The organism is Flavihumibacter fluminis, assembly GCF_021491375.1.
In the GTDB taxonomy this organism is placed as follows: Bacteria; Bacteroidota; Bacteroidia; order Chitinophagales; family Chitinophagaceae; genus Flavihumibacter; species Flavihumibacter fluminis.
The window spans coordinates 517,346-535,616 of the sequence record NZ_JAKEVY010000003.1 but is presented as its reverse complement, the minus strand read 5'-3'; the positions used below and the strand labels follow the sequence as shown (position 1 = coordinate 535,616).

At 45.3% G+C, this 18,271-nt stretch carries 18 protein-coding genes; 8 read left to right on the top strand and 10 right to left on the bottom strand.

The genetic code is table 11. The annotated features are described in order from the left end of the window. Positions 1-14 precede the first annotated feature (14 nt). The 6 genes from L0U88_RS13550 to L0U88_RS13525 are packed head-to-tail and all read left to right on the top strand — an operon-like array spanning position 15 to position 5,383. Positions 15-1,712, top strand: coding sequence for an amidohydrolase (locus L0U88_RS13550; RefSeq protein WP_234866606.1), 1,698 nt, complete (start codon positions 15-17; stop codon positions 1,710-1,712). After that, positions 1,702-2,190, top strand: a complete 489-nt coding sequence (msrA, locus tag L0U88_RS13545; RefSeq protein WP_234866605.1) for a peptide-methionine (S)-S-oxide reductase MsrA — start codon at positions 1,702-1,704, stop codon at positions 2,188-2,190. The genes L0U88_RS13550 and msrA overlap by 11 nt, the downstream gene beginning before the upstream one ends. Positions 2,191-2,217: 27 nt before the next feature. After that, positions 2,218-3,093 carry a DUF2157 domain-containing protein gene (locus L0U88_RS13540; RefSeq protein WP_234866604.1) on the top strand — a complete coding sequence of 292 codons (876 nt, stop codon included), beginning with the start codon at positions 2,218-2,220 and terminating at the stop codon, positions 3,091-3,093. Next, positions 3,074-4,039 carry a DUF4401 domain-containing protein gene (locus L0U88_RS13535; protein ID WP_234866603.1) on the top strand — a complete coding sequence of 322 codons (966 nt, stop codon included), beginning with the start codon at positions 3,074-3,076 and terminating at the stop codon, positions 4,037-4,039. The genes L0U88_RS13540 and L0U88_RS13535 overlap by 20 nt, the downstream gene beginning before the upstream one ends. Further along, positions 4,026-4,511, top strand: a complete 486-nt coding sequence (locus L0U88_RS13530; RefSeq protein ID WP_234866602.1) for a GDYXXLXY domain-containing protein — start codon at positions 4,026-4,028, stop codon at positions 4,509-4,511. Before L0U88_RS13535 ends, L0U88_RS13530 begins: the two co-directional genes overlap by 14 nt. Before the next feature lie 11 nt (positions 4,512-4,522). Further along, the gene (locus L0U88_RS13525; protein WP_234866601.1) at positions 4,523-5,383 is read left to right on the top strand and encodes a hypothetical protein; all 861 of its coding nucleotides are present in this window, start codon (positions 4,523-4,525) and stop codon (positions 5,381-5,383) included. A 7-nt stretch (positions 5,384-5,390) separates the two neighbouring features. Here L0U88_RS13525 and L0U88_RS13520 read toward each other — a convergent pair whose 3' ends face one another. Further along, entirely contained in the window at positions 5,391-6,341 is a 951-nt protein-coding gene (locus L0U88_RS13520) for a nitrilase family protein (protein WP_234866600.1), read from the bottom strand. 57 nt (positions 6,342-6,398) lie between these two features. Here L0U88_RS13520 and L0U88_RS13515 point away from each other — a divergent pair, with 57 nt between their 5' ends. Further along, positions 6,399-6,818 carry a hypothetical protein gene (locus L0U88_RS13515; protein ID WP_234866599.1) on the top strand — a complete coding sequence of 140 codons (420 nt, stop codon included), beginning with the start codon at positions 6,399-6,401 and terminating at the stop codon, positions 6,816-6,818. Between the two features lie 10 nt (positions 6,819-6,828). Beyond that, positions 6,829-7,485: a hypothetical protein gene (locus tag L0U88_RS13510; RefSeq protein WP_234866598.1), complete on the top strand. Its 657-nt coding sequence runs from the start codon at positions 6,829-6,831 to the stop codon at positions 7,483-7,485. A 22-nt stretch (positions 7,486-7,507) separates the two neighbouring features. Here L0U88_RS13510 and L0U88_RS13505 read toward each other — a convergent pair whose 3' ends face one another. The 9 genes from L0U88_RS13505 to L0U88_RS13465 form a co-directional block, all read right to left on the bottom strand. Beyond that, a complete protein-coding gene (locus tag L0U88_RS13505; RefSeq protein ID WP_234866597.1) occupies positions 7,508-8,149 on the bottom strand; it encodes a response regulator in 642 nt (213 codons plus the stop codon). Further along, complete coding sequence (locus L0U88_RS21090; RefSeq protein ID WP_234866596.1) at positions 8,136-9,194, bottom strand: sensor histidine kinase; 1,059 nt, start codon at positions 9,192-9,194, stop codon at positions 8,136-8,138. Before L0U88_RS21090 ends, L0U88_RS13505 begins: the two co-directional genes overlap by 14 nt. Beyond that, the gene (locus L0U88_RS13495) at positions 9,160-10,152 is read right to left on the bottom strand and encodes a UxaA family hydrolase (RefSeq protein WP_234866595.1); all 993 of its coding nucleotides are present in this window, start codon (positions 10,150-10,152) and stop codon (positions 9,160-9,162) included. The genes L0U88_RS21090 and L0U88_RS13495 overlap by 35 nt, the downstream gene beginning before the upstream one ends. 18 nt (positions 10,153-10,170) lie before the next feature. Further along, positions 10,171-11,343, bottom strand: coding sequence for an N-acetylglucosamine-6-phosphate deacetylase (gene nagA, locus L0U88_RS13490; RefSeq protein ID WP_234866594.1), 1,173 nt, complete (start codon positions 11,341-11,343; stop codon positions 10,171-10,173). Between the two features lie 24 nt (positions 11,344-11,367). Beyond that, complete coding sequence (locus L0U88_RS13485; protein ID WP_234866593.1) at positions 11,368-12,099, bottom strand: glucosamine-6-phosphate deaminase; 732 nt, start codon at positions 12,097-12,099, stop codon at positions 11,368-11,370. Between the two features lie 17 nt (positions 12,100-12,116). Continuing rightward, complete coding sequence (locus L0U88_RS13480; RefSeq protein WP_234866592.1) at positions 12,117-14,096, bottom strand: alpha/beta hydrolase family protein; 1,980 nt, start codon at positions 14,094-14,096, stop codon at positions 12,117-12,119. A gap of 22 nt (positions 14,097-14,118) precedes the next feature. Next, on the bottom strand, positions 14,119-15,399 hold the full coding sequence (locus tag L0U88_RS13475; RefSeq protein WP_234866591.1) for a sugar MFS transporter: 1,281 nt from the start codon (positions 15,397-15,399) through the stop codon (positions 14,119-14,121). A 15-nt stretch (positions 15,400-15,414) separates the two neighbouring features. Then, positions 15,415-17,094 (bottom strand): GMC oxidoreductase, encoded by a 1,680-nt coding sequence (locus tag L0U88_RS13470; protein ID WP_234866590.1) that lies wholly within the window; start codon positions 17,092-17,094, stop codon positions 15,415-15,417. 77 nt (positions 17,095-17,171) lie between these two features. After that, positions 17,172-18,185: a LacI family DNA-binding transcriptional regulator gene (locus L0U88_RS13465; RefSeq protein WP_234866589.1), complete on the bottom strand. Its 1,014-nt coding sequence runs from the start codon at positions 18,183-18,185 to the stop codon at positions 17,172-17,174. Between the last annotated feature and the right edge of the window lie 86 nt (positions 18,186-18,271).

Here is an 18,271-nt window from a genome sequence, read left to right as displayed (position 1 = left end):
TAATTTTAATTACTATGCGATTCCTCCTATTACTTACCGCACTACTCATTTGTAGTCAACTCCTGTTTGCTCAAAATAGCAACGCTCCCACACTCATATTATTCAATGGAAAAATCTGGACAGGCAATGATGCAGAATTTGTCGAAGCAATTGCCATAACCGGTAACACCATTACCCATATCGGATCAAACGCCGACATCAAAAAACTGGCACAGAAATCCACTCAACTAATTGACCTCAACGGCCAACTCGCAACAGCAGGTATCAACGATGCCCATACCCATTTTCTTTCCGGGTCCATGGGACTCACAGGCGTTGATCTCTACCAGGCGAAAACACTGGAAGAAGCCCTATCCGCAATTGAAAAATTTGTAAAAGATCACCCCAACAAAAAATGGATTACCGGTATGGGCTGGCAGTACAATCTCTTTGAAGGAGGAATGCCCAACAAGGAAGCTCTCATCGCTTTGGATAAAATCAGTCCCGACCGCCCGATTGTGCTGGATGCCTATGATGGGCACAGTATCTGGGTGAACAGCAAAGCAATGGAACTGGCTGGCATTTCCAGTACAACCCAATTTGATGGATTTGGTTCCATCATTAAAGATCCGGAGGGAAAGCCAACAGGTGCCTTCACAGAAGCAGCCGGCAGCCTGGTTGAGAAAATAGTTCCTCCTCCCACTACAGAAGAAAAACTGGAGGCACTTCGCATAGGTATGAAATATGCAGCGCGACTCGGTATCACCAGTATTCAAAATGCCAGTGGCTCTGTTGCTGAATTCCAATTGTATGAAACCCTGCTTAAACAAGGAGAACTCACCCTTCGGTCTTCCACTGCCTTCAGTGCCGGCAAAAACACAAAGGAAGAAGACATCCAGCAATTCATACAAGTAAAAAACCGCACCAAAAGCCATCCCCTACTCAAAGCCGTTAGTATTAAATTCATGCTGGATGGCGTAATTGAATCGCACACTTCTCCCATGCTGGAACCCTATAGTGATGCCTTACCCGATGGCACGCATGCCAATAGTGATTTTGCTTTGCCTCTTGAAAAATATCAATCGCTTTTAAACCGGTTTGATAAAGAAGGATTCCAGATTTATACCCATGCCATTGGAGATCGCACGGTGCGGGAAGCATTGAATGCCTATGAAAAAGCACACCAAACAAATGGCACCAAAGCCAGGCGCCATCGCATTGAACACATCGAACAATGTAACCCGCAGGATGTTCCCCGCTTTGCAAAGTTGGGCGTGATGGCTTCCATGCAACCTATTCATGCAGATCCGGGCAATATCGAAGTATGGGCAAAAGCTGTAGGAGAAAAAAGAATTCCGCATGCCTTTATGTGGAAGTCCATGTTGAAGAACAAGGTGCACCTGGTTTTCAGCAGTGATTGGCCGGCCTGTACCACCCCCGATCCTATACGTGGATTGCATATTGCGGTGAACCGGCAAACCCCTGAAGGACATCCACCTGGCGGATGGGTACCCGAGCAAAGAATCACCATCCAGGATGCATTAAAAGCCTATACCCAGGGTGGCGCTTACTCCTCCTTCGAGGAAAACAGCAAAGGCAAATTGCAGCCGGGTTACCTTGCAGATATCATCGTGTTTAACCAGGATCTGTTTTCTATCCCTGCTATGGATATTGCCAAAACAAAAGTAGTTTTAACGCTGTTTGATGGTAAAATAATTTTCAATGAGAACTGAAAAAGCAATATTGGCCGGTGGTTGTTTCTGGGGTGTGGAAGAACTGATCCGGCACCTGCCCGGCGTAAAACACACCGTTGTTGGATACACTGGCGGAGATGTTCCCAATGCCACTTATCGCAATCATGGTACCCATGCTGAAGGCATCGCCATCAGCTTTGATGCGGATGTGCTCTCCTACCGGAAACTGCTCGAATATTTTTTCATGATCCACAACCCTACCACCAAAAACCGCCAGGGAAATGATATCGGGCTTTCTTACCGGTCCGCCATTTTTTACCTGGACGAAGAACAAAAGCAAACAGCTCTTCAACTCATCAAAGAGATGGAAGCCTCGGGTAAATGGCCGGGTAAAATTGTTACCGAAGTGGTACCTGCCACAGATTTCTGGGAGGCAGAAGAAGAACACCAGGATTACCTGCAAAAAAATCCATTCGGGTATACCTGCCATTTCGAACGACCCGAGTGGAAACTGTAAATCACCCACCCTAAAACCTTAACCAATATGAATCATCCACCCAGCCAGCAGGATTGGTACCGTTTTGTCCGGATCCTGCTGCTGACCCTGGGTATTGGGTTTACAGTAGCTGGAATCATTTTCTTTTTTGCCTACAATTGGGATGCCCTTCCAAAATTGGCAAAGCTTTCGATTACAGGCGGACTCCTTATTGCAACCACGCTTCTTTCCCTAAGGCCGCAATTTGATCCGCTGATCCGAAACATTCTGTTAACCGCTTCAGCGGCATTGGTGGCGGTATTGTTTGCTGTGTACGGGCAGATCTATCAAACCGGTGCAAATGCCTACGATTTTTTCCTTGCCTGGACAGTTTTCATCTCGATTTGGGTGCTGGCGGCAAATTTTCCTCCCTTATGGGTCCTGTATCTATTACTGATCAACACGACGATTTTACTATATGCCGATCAGGTAGCCAATCATTGGTCAGATAAACTGGTTTTCACTATTCTCTTCCTCGTAAACCTGGTAGCACTGATCGTGAGCAAAGTCCTGTTGAAAGCAGGAAAGACAATTCCCACCTGGTTCACCAACCTGGTAGCACTGGCTGCCATCAGTTTTTCCACGCTGGGAATCATCATAGGAATATTCGGAAATAAGGAGTTCGATTTCTGGTTGCTTGTCCTGCTGGCAGCACTTGCTTATGCAACAGGTATCTGGTATGGATTCAAACAACATTCGCTTTTTTATCTGTCGATTATCCCGCTAAGCCTGATCATCCTGATTACTACCTGGATTCTCCGAATTTCAGATGACTCAGGCGGTTTCCTGCTGGCAAGCTTTTTTATTATAGGCAGTGCTACGGTAACGATCAAGTATCTGCTGGACCTTCAAAAAAAATGGGCACATGAGCAACATGGAAACTAAACCACCGGTACAGGTTTCACTTCCCATAAAAATAATTTCCATTATTGGGGGGATACTTGCCAGCTCCAGTTTCGTAGGATTTCTATTAATCGTCGGACTGTTTGAATCCCCCGTTGCACAGGTAGCAGGCGGATTGCTATTTATTGCGATTGCCATCTGGTTGGATAAACAATACAACAATGTGCTGTTGGATACGATGAGCATTTCGCTTTTCCTGATAGGTGGTTTCATGACCGGACTGGGACTGAGTGAATTTGGAGCATCCAATACAGTAATCTGCCTGATCTATATATTGATAGGGGCTATCTGCTTCTTTATTACCCAAAATTTAGTGTTGGCATTGGTTGCTTTATTGTCGGTTCATGCAAGCATTGTATCCATCATCCTGATCAACGACTTGCACGAAATTATACTTGCTTACATTCCCATTTTAGCTGCAGGCTGCTATTATATTTACAGCAAACAGGATGGATTTAAAAAATATCCTGCCATCCGAACAGCCATAACCGTGGCATTTTTAAGTGCATTGATACTGCCTGGTATCCGATATACAATACCTATATCGCCGGCGCATTTCTGGATTGCTTCTGCAGGCATCATACTTATTGTTTTATACCTGGTTCATTCAATCAGCAAACAATATTTCGAACCAGCAAGTGGCTGGTCTTTAAAGCTACAGATTGCAGCATTGCTGTTCCTGCTTCCTACCTTGTTTGCACCTTCGATAGCGGGAGCCATTTTTCTTCTGTTATTAGCTTTCCAGTTTGGATATAAAACCGGTTTCATACTTGCCATAATCAGTAGCATCTATTTTATATCGCAGTATTACTATGATTTGACCTTTACGTTGTTAACGAAGTCAATTCTCCTACTGGTTTCCGGAATCATATTCCTGGTACTCTATTTTATCCTATCAAAAAAATTACGACTGGATGAAAAAATTTAACTGGCTTATATTGATCAACCTGCTTTTAGTGCTGGGTTATTTTCTCTATTCCATCATGGAAAAAGAAAAGCTGTTGACAACTGGCCAACTGGTATTGCTGGAACTGGCACCAGTAGATCCCCGATCCCTTATGCAGGGCGATTACATGCAGCTGAATTATAAAATCGCCCGCGATTTCAGTGAGGATAGCGTACCCAAACGTGGCTTCCTTGTAGTAAAGCTGGATCAGGCCGGTGTTGCATCACCGGTTAGAATACAAAGCGATGGTAAACCCATTCAACCAGGGGAACAATTGATACGCTATACAGCTCCCGAGCCCTGGAATATCAACATTGGTGCTGAGTCATATTTTTTCCAGGAAGGCAAAGCTGCCAATTATGATTCCGCCAGGTATGGAGGACTGCGGATAGATACTAAAGGGAATAGTTTGCTGGTAGGCTTGTATGATAAGAATAGAAAACTGATAAAGTGAAATATTTATCTATGATTCAAAAGCTGAAAGTGTTCTATCTGGCGATTTTGTTATTAACTGGTTACATTCCGGAATCTAGTGCTCAAATACAATCGCATGGTTATCCCCAAAGTGCTTCAGTAGGTGATCTTTCAGATACAATGCTAAATACAAAGGCTATCAGACGGGCAGCAAGAATCAAAAAGATTACAGCTATTAAAGACCCGCCAACGGCAAGTAAGACAACTTATATAAAAATTATATCCGTAGACAGTAAAGGTGACATTCGAAGTATTATTTCCTGCCTGCCAAAAACACCACAAGTGGAATCCGACCTCTGCATAACAAGTCTATTCGAGTATCACCCTACTGGTCAGGTGGCAAAAGCAACCTATTTTGATACCAAAGGCAATAAGTATCCCGAACAGAAATCAGTTTGGAAAGAGGATAAACTGCATTCCATTTCAATGGTAGATACAGCAAATTATATACTCACTACCGAATCCTTCGATGCACAGGGAAATATGATCTCACATGAGAGAGTCGATCAGACAGGGCGTGTTTTAGAAAATAGTCACTATTACTACCATGCAGATGGCCTGCTGGATAGTATTGTGAATGATCACCATGGCAGCATCCGGTATATTCGAAAAAAACATGGAAACGGAACATTTATAACAATGAAGAATGCCAATTATGAATATTATTGGTTGTATAATGTCGCTGGACAATGTACTAATTATGAATTCTACTATTATAAAACAACACTTTCCGTGCCGGATAGCTACATTGAAGAATATTATTACAACAAAGACGGAACACTATCCCATATCGTGAACAAATCATCCGAAAAAGAAAGCTTTGTTACCCGTTATACGTATGAATATTATTAAGCAAGCTCTATTTCTTTTCCAGCCAAACTATTTTCTGCTTAGATTGATGTTCTTTCCCTATCAGGTCTCTGTACAACTCTGGCCGTCTGGCTTTCAGATACCGATGCCCTCCTGCCAGGGTTAACTTCTCAGGAGTCAGGGTTGCGATCACATAACTGTCCTCAAAACTTCTGCACTCCGCAATAATATCACCATAAGGATCCAAAATCATGGAACAACCATTCTTCAGCTGGTCATCATCCATGCCAATCGGGTTGGAGAAGATGGCATAAATAGCATTGTCATAAGCCCTTGCCGGCAACCATTTCATTAACCAGGCCCTTCCCTTCATGCCATCAAATTCTAGTCGCAGTGAAGTTGGATCCGCTTCCCTGTTTTCCCATAAGGCAGGATCAACAAATCCGGCACCCGGACGTGTAGACGGCGTACACATCGTTACATGTGGCATAAAAATAATATCCGCCCCCAGCAATTTGGTTGCTCGTACATTTTCAATAATATTGTTGTCATAACAAATCAGAATGCCACACTTCCAGCCAAATAGTTCAAAGACGCAATATTCAGTACCAGGCAGAATATGAGGATTTATAAATGGATGCAGCTTTCTGAATTTAGCTATCAGACCATTTCTATCCACACATACATAGGCTTTATAAATTTTATCCTCCCGATCCTTTTCAAACAATCCTGCCAGCACCACAATATTGTGGCGGGCGCTTATTTGCCTGAGTTGCGAAATGCTTTCCCCTTCTGGAATTAATTCTGCCTGCGCCAGCAATTCCTCCCGCGATAATTTCCTGGCAAAACTATATCCCGTCACCGAACACTCATGGAAAGCAATTACCTGCGCGCCATCTGCCGCAGCCTTAGCTGCCAGCGAATCCATTACCGATAAGTTATACGACTTATCAACCGACCGATTTTCAAATTGAGCAGTTGCTACTTTAAGATTTTGCATGGATTTTTCTTTTAGCCCCTATTGCAGTTTCTAAATCTAATAAATATCTTGGCTACAATGAAAAATTCAATTCGAGTCTGTATTTCCATTTTTATACTTGCAGCAATCAGTTCCTGTGGTACTCCTGATTATGCAAAAATGATTATTGGGAAATGGGAGTTTTATCAGTTTTATTCCAAAGAGAACCTTTCAGCAGCACGAAAAGATGATTTGAAGACTTTTAACAAGTCAAATAAGGGATTGACCATCCGGTTTTCACCAATGGGTCAATATGAATCTGATCAACCCGGAGGTGTTAAAGAAAATAATTCAATAACCGATTACAAGGTTGTTGATAATATGCTTTTAATTGAAGGTGATGCCATCCAGATTCTGGAAGTAAGTGAACGTTTTCTGCGCTTGCACAAAGACGAAAACAGTCCGGATGTCATGTTCAAACGCATCAATTTCACTGGAACTGAACCAGGGAGACAATAATTTCCTTTCTATGAAAAATTTCGCAACCTATTCCAGATTTCTGACGCAGGAAGATGCCAGCATGTTAACCGATATTCTGACAGACCTTCAAATACCGTATAAAATTGAAAAAGATACCAGCCAGGTAGGAAGCATTTTTATAGGTGAAACCCCTGATCCTGTAATTGAGGTGAAAATTCAGCAGCAGGATTTTCCCAAAGTCAATGAACTATTTGTAAAACAGGCCAATCAGGATTTCGTACATCCGGATTTTGAACACTACTTTTCATCTTATTCTGCAAATGAATTGTCAGCAGTTCTTGCTGAACCCAATGAATGGAATGCATATGACCTTGAAATAGCCCGATTGTTTTTGCTACAAAAAAATCCGGAAGCGACCATCCCAACACCCAATTTCAAGAAGGCTTTCCAACCCGAGAAAATTGCTTTTAAATGGATTCTTGCCGGTTATATGCTTTGCTTCCTGAGCATCTTTGGTGTCTTTGTCGGACTTGCCATTTCCCAGGCAAAAAAGACCTTGCAAAGCGGAGAGATTGTTCACATCTATGATTTTCAAAGTGTTCAGCATGGTAAAAACATGGTAGTTTTTGGTACGATCACTTCCATATTCATTATTCTTTACAAACTTAAAGGAGGATATACCTACTGGTCCAGTCTTCCTTTTTAAACATTCTTGTTGTGTTTAACAACTAAGCAATCAAGCCTCGTTTAATCGCTTCCTTTACTAACCCGGCAGGGGTTTTAACCCCAAGCTTTTGGGTGAGGTTCAGCCGGTGAGTTTCCACTGTGCGCAAACTGATATAAAGTTTTTCAGCTATTTGCTGGTTCGTGTGCTCCTCCGCTATGAGTTTAAGGATCTCCTTCTCCCTGTTGGTCAACGGCACCTCATAAATGGAACGACGCTTACCAAAAATGCTTTCCTGCAACAGGTTCCTTTTGAGTGATTCATCTATATATTCCTCTCCTTCCATTACTACCTTAATAGCCTGCAGGATGGTTGACTGATCAGCATTTTTCAACAAGTATCCTACTGCACCATTACGCAGGATCTGCCGGATATAATGGGTATCATCAAAACTGCTGAAAGCAATTATCCTGACAGATGGATAAAGCTTATGCACCTGCTTTGTTAATTCGATTCCATCCATCCCCTGCATCTGGATATCCATAAGCAATACATCCGGCTGCTGCGCCTCCAATTGCTGCAGTAATTGCGCACCATTATTTGCAGTCAGGATAATACTTACACCATCATCACTTGAAAGCATTGCCTTCAAACCATTAATCACTACCTCATGGTCATCGGTTGTGCCCAGTTTAATTGGTTGCATGGCTTGCTGTTTTTTCCATTTCACTGATATCAAATTCCAGGTAGGCACATACCCCATGACCCGGGCGACTTTCCAGCTCAATCTTGCCATTCATGGCTTTTGCCCTTGAGGCCAGACTTTGAAGGCCTGTTCCATCCATTTCTTTATTTTCCTGCATACCTACACCATTATCTTCAATCGTGATGGACAATACCTCGTTTTGCTGACTTACCTGCACCAGGGCCTGTGTTGCTTTGGAATGCTTCACAATATTGTTGAGCAATTCCTGCACAATACGGTAAACCGATAACTCAAAACTATCGTTATACCGGTTGATCTCTCCCCATGAATCATAGATTATACTGATAGCCCTGGAATTATTGATATTGCTGCAATACCTCCGGATAGCCTGATCCAGCCCATATTGCAAAAGAATCTCCGGCATCAGGTTATGAGAAGTCTTACGTACTTCTGTTGCCGCTTCATCCAGCAAATTCAGTCCCTGTTTAAATGCTGATAATTGAACCAGCTCAGCATACTGAGTGCCAATACTGTTGAAATGCATTTTGGAAGCAGCAAGCATACCCGCTACACCATCATGAAGGTCTTTGGCAACCCTTGTTCTTTCCTTCTCCTCCCCCTGCATAACAGCTTGTAACAACTGAATCTCCTTATCTTTTTGTAGCGATGCCATCTCCCTCGCATATTCTTTCTTCTTGTTCCGGTACTGAATAAAGCCCATTCCCGATACCAAAAGCAGCATAATAGCAGCGCTAATACTGGCATATGTATACTGACTGCTTTTTACCAACTCCAATTGCTGTGCGGCGAGTTCCTTTTCCTTTTGAGCTGTACGGTATTTCACTTCTAAAGCTGCAGCATTCTGCTTATGCTTCACACCATTTGTGCTATCATAGTTTACAACATACAGTTTGTGATAAGTCATCGCCTTTTTATACTCCTGCAGCCCTTCATAAGATTCCGACAATCCTTTATAAATATCATCCAGTTGGATCACTGTATTGCTTTTTTCACCGATTCGCTGATATTCCACTAAAGCCGTCACTGCCGCCACATTTCACGCCAATACAAAGTTTGTCCAGGGTAGCGGGCTTCCTTTCCAGCCGATTGATTTTCACGAGGCCTTCAAAAGTTTGTCGGATAGCAGTTTTAACCAGCTCCTCCTCTGATCCGACCTGCTGTTGTTCCAACACTACCAGGGGTTTATCAAAACTGCCATTGGGCCCGGTAATTTGTTGCATTAATTCCTCTAGCTGGAGATTCTGGCAGCCAAGGCTAAGGATGGTAATGCCGCCAACATTGGGGTGATGGGCATAGGCGGCAAGCAGTTTACCCAGTAGCTCCGAATCCTGTCTGGTGCCTCCGCATCCCCCCTGGTGCTCCAGAAATTTAATTCCGTCCACATGCTTAAATGGCCGGTTGCCACTGTTGTTACTGGCGGGCGCCGGTGGCAGGGAGAAATCCTGTATATCTTCCAGTGTGCCGGATTCCTGGTATGCCGCCAACAGGTGGCGCGTAAAGGCTTTATATTTTTCTGTAGAAGCGTATCCCAGTTCGTTCTCCAATACCTCCCGAATTACTTCCAGGTTCCTGTTTTCACAAAAAACCGTAGGAATAAAAATCCAATAGTTGGCTGTACCCACCCGGCCATCAGACCGGTGATAGCCTGAGAAGCGCAGGTCTTTAAATCTGGAGATATCAGGGGGTTCCCAAACGGAACGGTATCCATGGTAGTCGTATGGTTCTGTGGCATGATGTACATTGCCGGTATGTACCCTTGAGCCTGATGCGGCAGGCGCCGTCATTTTACGGACCAGCAGGCCATACATGATCACAGCATCACCCACGGCCATGTCGCGGATAAAAAATTTATGTTTTGCCGGAATATCTTCCATTAAGGAAATAGACCTGTCGCCATGGGTAATGGATTCACCTTTGTGAAGATTGGTGAGGGCCACCAACACGGAATCGGTGGCACCCAGTTTCAATATCCTGTTTTGCATGATGGTAGTATTCTTGTATTATATTTTCCTGGTGCCGCCGATGAATACCTGTTGGATCTGTACAGATTCATCAAAAATTACAATATCGGCATCCATTCCGGTTGACAGTTCGCCCTTATGCTTTGATACGCCTGCAATTTTTGCCGGAGTGTGGCACATCATTTTAATGACATCTGATAATGGTATTCCTGCCTCTTTCCACATGACCCGGACCAGCCGGTCGGCAGTGGCAATGCTGCCGGCAAAGGAGGTTTTATCTGGCAACATGGCTACCTGCTCTTCAATGATTACAGGCAATCCGTTTTCCAGGTTCCCAAGTATGCTTTCCGTATGGGTGGTACCTGCAGCCCTCATGGCATCGGTGACCAGGGCAATTCTGTCAGGACCTTTGATTTTATAAATTAGCTGCAGTAGCGGTACCGGGAGATGTTTTCCATCGGCAATGATTTCCACATCCAGGCAATCCATCAGGAAGGCCGATTCCACGGTTCCGGCGAAGCGGTATGCACCACGGCGGATCACTCCATTCATGCCGGAATACAGATGGGTAACCAGGGTAAATCCGTGTTGCACTGCCAGCCTGATGTCCTCATACACGGCATCAGTGTGCGCGATGGAAGCAATGATGCACTTTTCCCGTAAATACAATCCCATATTGAGTGCGCCTTCCAGCTCAGGGGCCACACTCCATCTGCTGATGCAGGTATACCGGTTAAGGAGGGAAATATATTCATCCGGGTCCGGGGCTCTTATAAACCTTGGGTCCTGGGCGCCGCGATGATTCATGGCGAAATAAGGGCCTTCAATGTGCAGGCCGAGCAAGCCTACCCCCGTGTCATTTGTTCCGGCGATTTTTTCATAGGTATCCAACACACGGGTTAATGCTGCCGGAGTGCTGGTTAGCGTGGTGGGCATCATGGAGGTGGTTCCATGCAGCAGGTGGGTGTGAAGAACCTGTTCAAACGCCTCAACTGTGCCATCCATAAAATCATGGCCCCCGCCCCCATGTACGTGCAAATCGATAAACCCGGGTGCAACATAGCAGCCCGTTGCATCAATTGTGTCATAACCGGGGATCTCGCCGACCCAATTGCCCACATGCGAAATAACGCCGTCTTCTATGACAACGGAACCATCCGGCAGTATTCCCTCGTTGGTAATGATTTTCCCATTCCTGATAATAGATTTCATGCAAATACAGGCTGAACGGTGAGGTTAAAGAAGGGATGCGGAAAACTGGTCAAGATAGATATCGCAATTTGGGTGGTTCTGGAGAATGCTCGAAGGGTAAAGATTGCTGACTGCTTGCTTCAAACTGTTCCGAACTGCCTCCGCCTTGCGTTTGTCGGGAACGGAACAGATGATATGTTTGGCTTGCATAATTTGATGAACAGACATGCTGATGGCCTGGGAGGGTACTTCTTCCAATGTTTGGAACCAACCCTCACCCATTTGCTGCCTGCGACAGGCTTCATCCAGGTTAACGATTATGTATGGGCTTTTGGTATCAAAATCTGCCGGGGGATCATTGAAGGCGAGGTGGCCGTTTTCCCCAATGCCTACCAGGGCAAGGTCAATTGGGTATTGGGCAATGGCGTCCGAAAGGCGCTGACACTCGGCCTCCTGGTTAGTTTCACCATTGATCAGGAATATTTCTTTGAGGGGCGTTACCTGATCGATGAATCGTTCCCGGAGATATTTTCGGAAGCTGGCAGGATGGCTATCCGGCATGCCAATATATTCATCCAAATGAAAAGCAACCACCGATGACCATTGGATATCTTTATCATTGACGAGGTACCGAAGCGTTTCAAACTGGCTGGCCCCGGTTGCCAATATGATGTTAGCCTGGCCTTTTTCCTGAATGGCTTGTTGTATGATTGCTGCAGCCTGCCTTCCGGCCTCTTTGCCCAGCTCCGTGGCGTTTGCTTGAATATGAACCTGCATGTGTTTGTATTATGTAGTTACTGAAAATTAAGGGTTGCGCGAGTCTGGTAGTGCGCTTTTATTTGGTTGAATCTTTCGCTGATTGTTGCCTGTTGTTGGTCTGATAATTGGGTACCATGAATGTTTTTTGGCTCTATGCAATGAATTTCGGCATCTGACAGAGCCATGGCGTGCACCAGGTCTCCCCATGGAATTATTCCGGGTAAAATAACAGACATGTTGAAAGCCCTGCTTGTATGCTGTTCCTCATACTGGTAACTCAGCGGAGCATCGGAGAGCAACAGTTTATCGACGCCCTGAAAAATGGCCGCATAAAGTATCGCTGCTACAGCAGCTTCCCGAGAAGCCACCAGCTGAACCGACGTTGCTGCCTGCATTTCCCTGGCGAATTGTGTTGCCAGGTGTATTTGGTTTACCCACTCACCCATTACCGTCCTGCCCATCCAGAGCAAAGACCTGGAGATGGTGTGAAAGGGGATAGTTTCCGAATCGAAAAAATTGGCTGTCGGGGAGGAAAATTCCCCGGTTCCCAAAAGCTCAATTGCCACCAGGTTTTCAGATGGGTGGGCGGCCGGTAGCTCATGGAAAGCGGCGCCCTTTCCCCGGGGGTCCAGGCAGATGGTAATGTTATTGGGCTTGTCGGGCCTGGTCAAATAGCTGCAGGGAGTGGGATATTGACAGGACCTGCTTTTCAGGTGTATGGTATGGCTCCCGCCTGCCGGTTGGGTGCCGTTAGCATCCAGCGCCCAAGGTTCAGCCAGTCCTAGTATTTGCTTCAATGCCGCTCTTTCCGTATTTGCGCCGTACTTGAATTCTTTCCTGTGTAAGAGTCTTTCACTGGTCATCCGGAGGTATTCCGGTTGGGTAATAATTTTCCTGTTTCTTGGTTCGTAATTGAAAACGCACAGTTCCTCCTTGCTAAGAGTTGCTTTTTTCAAATTAACGGTTACCTGGTTTTGGTGCGCTTTCAGCCGGTTAATAAACCAGTTGATCATGGACTGCTGCATTTCGCCGGAATATTCATGTTCGTTGTTGAATATCTGGATCTGAAAGTTTTCCGCAGCGTTTTCCAGCCGGTAAATCTTGCCCGTATTTGTTACTGTCCGAATCATTTCGGCAGTGGCAAAAGCGCTATGCTTTTCCTGCAGGGCATTGCACACATATAAACCCCTGGGCGCAATCATTCCCAAAACATGGGCTTCTTCGCAAATTTGCAGTCCATGGGGGAGCGTTTCGCATACGCAGTTGTGCGCCATTATGAACGCTTCAAATGTGCCAACGCTTACAACAGGCATTACCGCCTTAATTCTATCGTCGATTGCTGCCAGCCACATGGCCTGGTTGCCACCCCCGCTTTCTCCGGTGGCTCCAATATTGTTTCGATCTATGAAGTCGAAAGAATGCAGGAGATCAACAATACGTATATTTTCGGAAGCCTGAATACCCAGGAGGCTTTGCCCGTGATTGAAGTGGCTGGCTCCTTCCATGCCGCCATGATAATCTGATCCTTTTGGGTGTACAGATCTTTCCCCGGTTCCGAAGGCATCCATGCAAAAGCACACGAATCCGTTTTGGGCCAACATATGTGCCCTGTTCTGAACAGATTGGTCCAGCTTTGAATCGATTATATGTCCGTGGAAATTGATTACCGCGGGAAAGGGGCCGTCCCCATCGGGAATGTACATATTTGCTGTAGCGTACACGCCTGGAAGGGTTTGAAAGTACAGGTTTTGGATTGAATAAGTCATTCTCCTGGACCGTCCCGTTATAACCTGGTTGAATGGGAGTTCGGGGTAAAATTGGATTCCCGCCTTTTCAATAATACATTCGGATATTGTTTTTTTCATGGACGCCCATTCCTGCCTGCTGGCCGGGAGCTTATGCGTCTGGAATAACTTTCCCGCCTGGTCTGTCAGCAGATCCCTAATGGTATCCGGTTTTTTGGGCGGAGAACTTTTTCCTGCCTGCCTGTCTTTTTTGCTTACGTCTATATACATTTTCCGAAAGGTCTTGGTTGGTTTATTGCCTTGGTTTGTGCCCAGCCAGTGAATAGTAAAGGATATAGCAATAGCTGGGAATAAGCAGCACTGCGAATGCGGCTTTGAATTCTATTGATGGGATACTTTTCAGTTCACCGAATAGCAGCGGAATGATTGCGCCTCCTGCAATACCCATGATTAGCAGTGCGGATCCTGTTTTGGTTTTGGAACCGAGGCCGGAAATTGCCAATGGGAATATGGCTGGCCACATCAGCGCATTTGACAGGCCAAGCAATGCTATCATGGTAATCGAGAGGTATCCGTTGGTAAAGTAGGTGGCTGCGGTAAAAATAATGCCTGATATTGCCGATAGCTTTAATGCCTGTTGCTGGGAAACGTATTTGGGAATACTGATGATTCCAATGATGTACCCAACCAGCATGGCTGCCAGGGTGAAGGAGGTAAAATAGCGGGTATCCTCAATGGGCATGCCCATGGAATTTCCATAAATTCCAATGGCATCGCCCGCCATTACTTCTGCTCCCACATACAGGAAGATGCAAAGCACTCCCAGCCAAAGGTGACGGAATCCAAATATGCTTTGCCCATCTGATTTTTTTTCTTGTACTGGAGCTTCTTCCTGTATTTCAGGCAGGGAGGATTTGTGAATCATAATGGCCAGGGCGACCAGTACCAGGGCCATGATGATATATGGAAAATGGATCCTGGATGCCAGCTCTCCCAGGAGTTTTTCCCTGGCTTCCGGGTTACTGTTATTGTTCAGCTGCACCTGGATATTGCCGACATTGGCCAGCAACAGGCTTCCCAGAATCAGGGGGCTTATTACGCCGGCCAGTTTATTGGCGATTCCCATAATGCTGATTCGTTTGGCCGCACTTTCCATTGGGCCAAGGATGCTGATATATGGGTTGGAGGCAGTTTGTAACAAAGCCATACCTGCACCCTGTAAAAACAGGCCGAGTAAAAACAGGCCAAAACTGCGTTGATCTGCCGCCGGGATAAAGGTGAGCGTGCCGGCTACCATCACCAATAACCCGACAGACATGCCTTTTTTATAACCGATTTTTTTCAGGATGGAGGCAGACGGTAATGCGAGAAAAAAATAGGCCATATAGGAAGCTGTGACCACTAAAAAAGCCTGGGTATCATTTTCCAGCTCACAAATAATTTTCAGGTAGGGTATAAGGGTGCCATTCAGCCAGGTCACAAATCCGAAAATGAAAAAGAGTACACCAATGATCAGTATTGGGTAGACTAGTTGGTTAGGACGTTTGATTGAAGTTTGGTGTTCGTATGGCATGATGGCAATTGATGCTTAAAGATTCCTTTTTTTTAATTCTTCCACTGCGTAATTGGCTGCCCTTGCAGTAAGCGCCATATAGGTGAGCGAAGGATTCTGGCAAGCCGATGATGTCATACAGGCACCATCTGTAACGAAAACATTTTTTGCGTCCCATACCTGGTTCCATTTATTCAGAACCGAGGTTTTGCGATCGCGGCCCATCCTGGCGGTTCCCATTTCATGTATGGCACGTCCGGGTGCACCAGGCTCATCAGCAGAGCGGATATTGGTGAGGCCCATCGACTCCAGCATTTCAACGGCATCTCCTACCATATCGCGGCGCATCATACGCTCGTTTTCTCGGATTTCGCAATCAATTGCGAGTGTTGGAAGCCCCCATTTATCTTTCCGCTGCCGGTCGAGGGTAATCCGATTGTCATGGTACGGCAGCATTTCACCAAAAGCACCAATACCAAAACGCCAGGAGCCGGGTTCGGATAGCAGCTCTTTTAACTCTTTCCCAATGAGGTACTCGGCAACTTCCCTGTTCCATCCTTCCCTGCTGGCACTACCCTGGTAGCCAAATCCCCTCAGGTAAGGGCGTTTGTCGCCAAATAAGTTCCTGTAGCGTGGAATATAGATTCCATTGGGCCGTCTTCCGTAGTAGTATTTGTCCTCATACCCGGTAACATCACCCGAAGCTTCAGCTCCTATATGGTGATCCATCAGGTTATGACCCAATTCGCCACTACTGCTACCCAACCCCTCCGGCCAGATATCCGTTGCAGAGTTCATAAGGATCCAGGTGCTGTTCAGTGCAGAAGCATTCAGGAAAATGATTTTCGCCTTATACACATAGGTTGCGTTGGTCCTTGCATCCAGCACTTCAACTCCTGTTGCTTTTTGTGTGTCCTTGTCGTACAGGATCCTGGTTACAATACTCCAGGTATGGATGCTTAGTTTACCAGTTTTCAGGGCCGCGGGAAGGGTGGAAGACTGCGTGCTGAAATAGCCGCTAAATGGACAACCCAAGGCACACTTATCGCGGTACTGGCATTTGTTTCTTCCAGGTAACGCTTCGGTAAGATTGGCTGACCTGCCTATTATCATGGCTCTCCTGCCTTGATAATGTGTTTTTAACTTTTGGGCGAGGTCAGTTTCCACACAATTCATTTTCATGGGAGGCTGAAATACGCCATCCGGAAGTTGTGGTAGTTGTTCGTAGGATCCATTAATACCGGCAAATTTCTCTACATGGTCGTACCAGGGGGCGATTTCTTCATATCGTATCGGCCAGTCTATGGCTATTCCGTCTTTTGCATTGGCTTCAAAATCAAAATTGCTTAGCCTGTAGCTCTGCCTTCCCCACATAATTGATCGCCCGCCCATCTGGTAGCTTCGAAACCAGTCAAAACGCTTGATTTCTGTATATGGATTTTCTTCTTCCAATGGCCAGTAATCCATCAGGTTTTCATCCATCAGGTAGTCCCTGCTTAACACCGGGTATTGTTCAATCATTTTGCGCGTACGGGTTCCGCGATGGGGCCAGTGCCAGAATTCCTTTTGCGCATGGGAATAGTCTTTCAGGTGTTCAAATTTTCTTCCTCTTTCCAGCATTACCACACGAAGTCCCTGCTCTGTGAGTTCTTTTGCAGCCCAGCCACCACTGATTCCGGAACCTACCACAATGGCATCAAATTCAAATTCTGACATCAGTGAACAGTTTAATATAAATTCTTGTGAGGTGAATGTATCAAACTAAGCGCCACAGAATTTAATATAACGTTTTACTATTTTAGGAGAACCAGCCTGGAGTCCAGGATGATTTTATAAAACGCAGTATTGGCACCCTGGTCGGTTTCTTTGTTGTTGAGTACATCTATCAGGACTTCCATTGCCTTCTGGCCCTGCAGGTATGGATATTGTTCTACTGATGCGGCTGGTTTGAACATAGTGTGGGAGCTCATGGGCAGGTTGGCAAAACTTACTACAGGAATGGATTTGTCTTTCCTGATAGACTTCAGGTATTCAATAATTTCAATGGCTGCATTGTCATGAAAGGCGATCAGTGCTGTTGGTTTTCGTTTATTGGCAAGAAGTTCTTTAACCGCCTGGATAACACTTTCTTTGGATAGATCTGAATTTACCACCAGCGATGGATCATATTTCAACCTGCTCTTACTAAGTGCCTGGCGAAATCCTTCCAGTCTCTCCCGGCTGGAAAAAAGTTTTTCTGGCCCATTGACCATACCGATGACCCGGTGCTTTTGTTGCAGCAGATAATTCATTGCCTGCACAGTGCCAGAAACAAGGTTGCAGGCAACATAGTGAATCTCTTTCATGTCTGGAATACGATCGAAGAATACCAGTGGAATACTTTCTTTTACCTTCCTGAGGTGGTCGTACTGGAAAGTGTTTTTGCTGATAGATATAAGTATACCATCTACCCGGTGTTTTTTCATGGTTTCGAGAAGCATTTGCTCCCTTTCCGGGTCTTCCATGGACTGACCCAGTAAAACCACATAATTGTGTTTGTTTGCTACCTCTTCTATTCCGCTAATGACTTGTGGAAAGAATGATTCTACCAGGCTGGGTACAATTACCCCAATGGTGTTCGTGCGACCTTTTTGTAGAAAAATAGCAGTCTGGTTGGGCTCATATTTGAGCTCTTCCGCCATGGCTTTTACCCTCATCCTGGTTCGGAGGCCGATGCTGGGGTCGTCATGTAAAGCCTTGGATACGGCTGAAACTGAAATGTTCAGTCGCCTTGCAATTTCTTTAATTGTTACTGGCTTTTTCTCCATGGTAATAAAATATTCTGACTGCTAATGTTGTACAGCGATAAAAAAAGTTACGGTATAGAAATACCATAACTTACCAATTATAATTC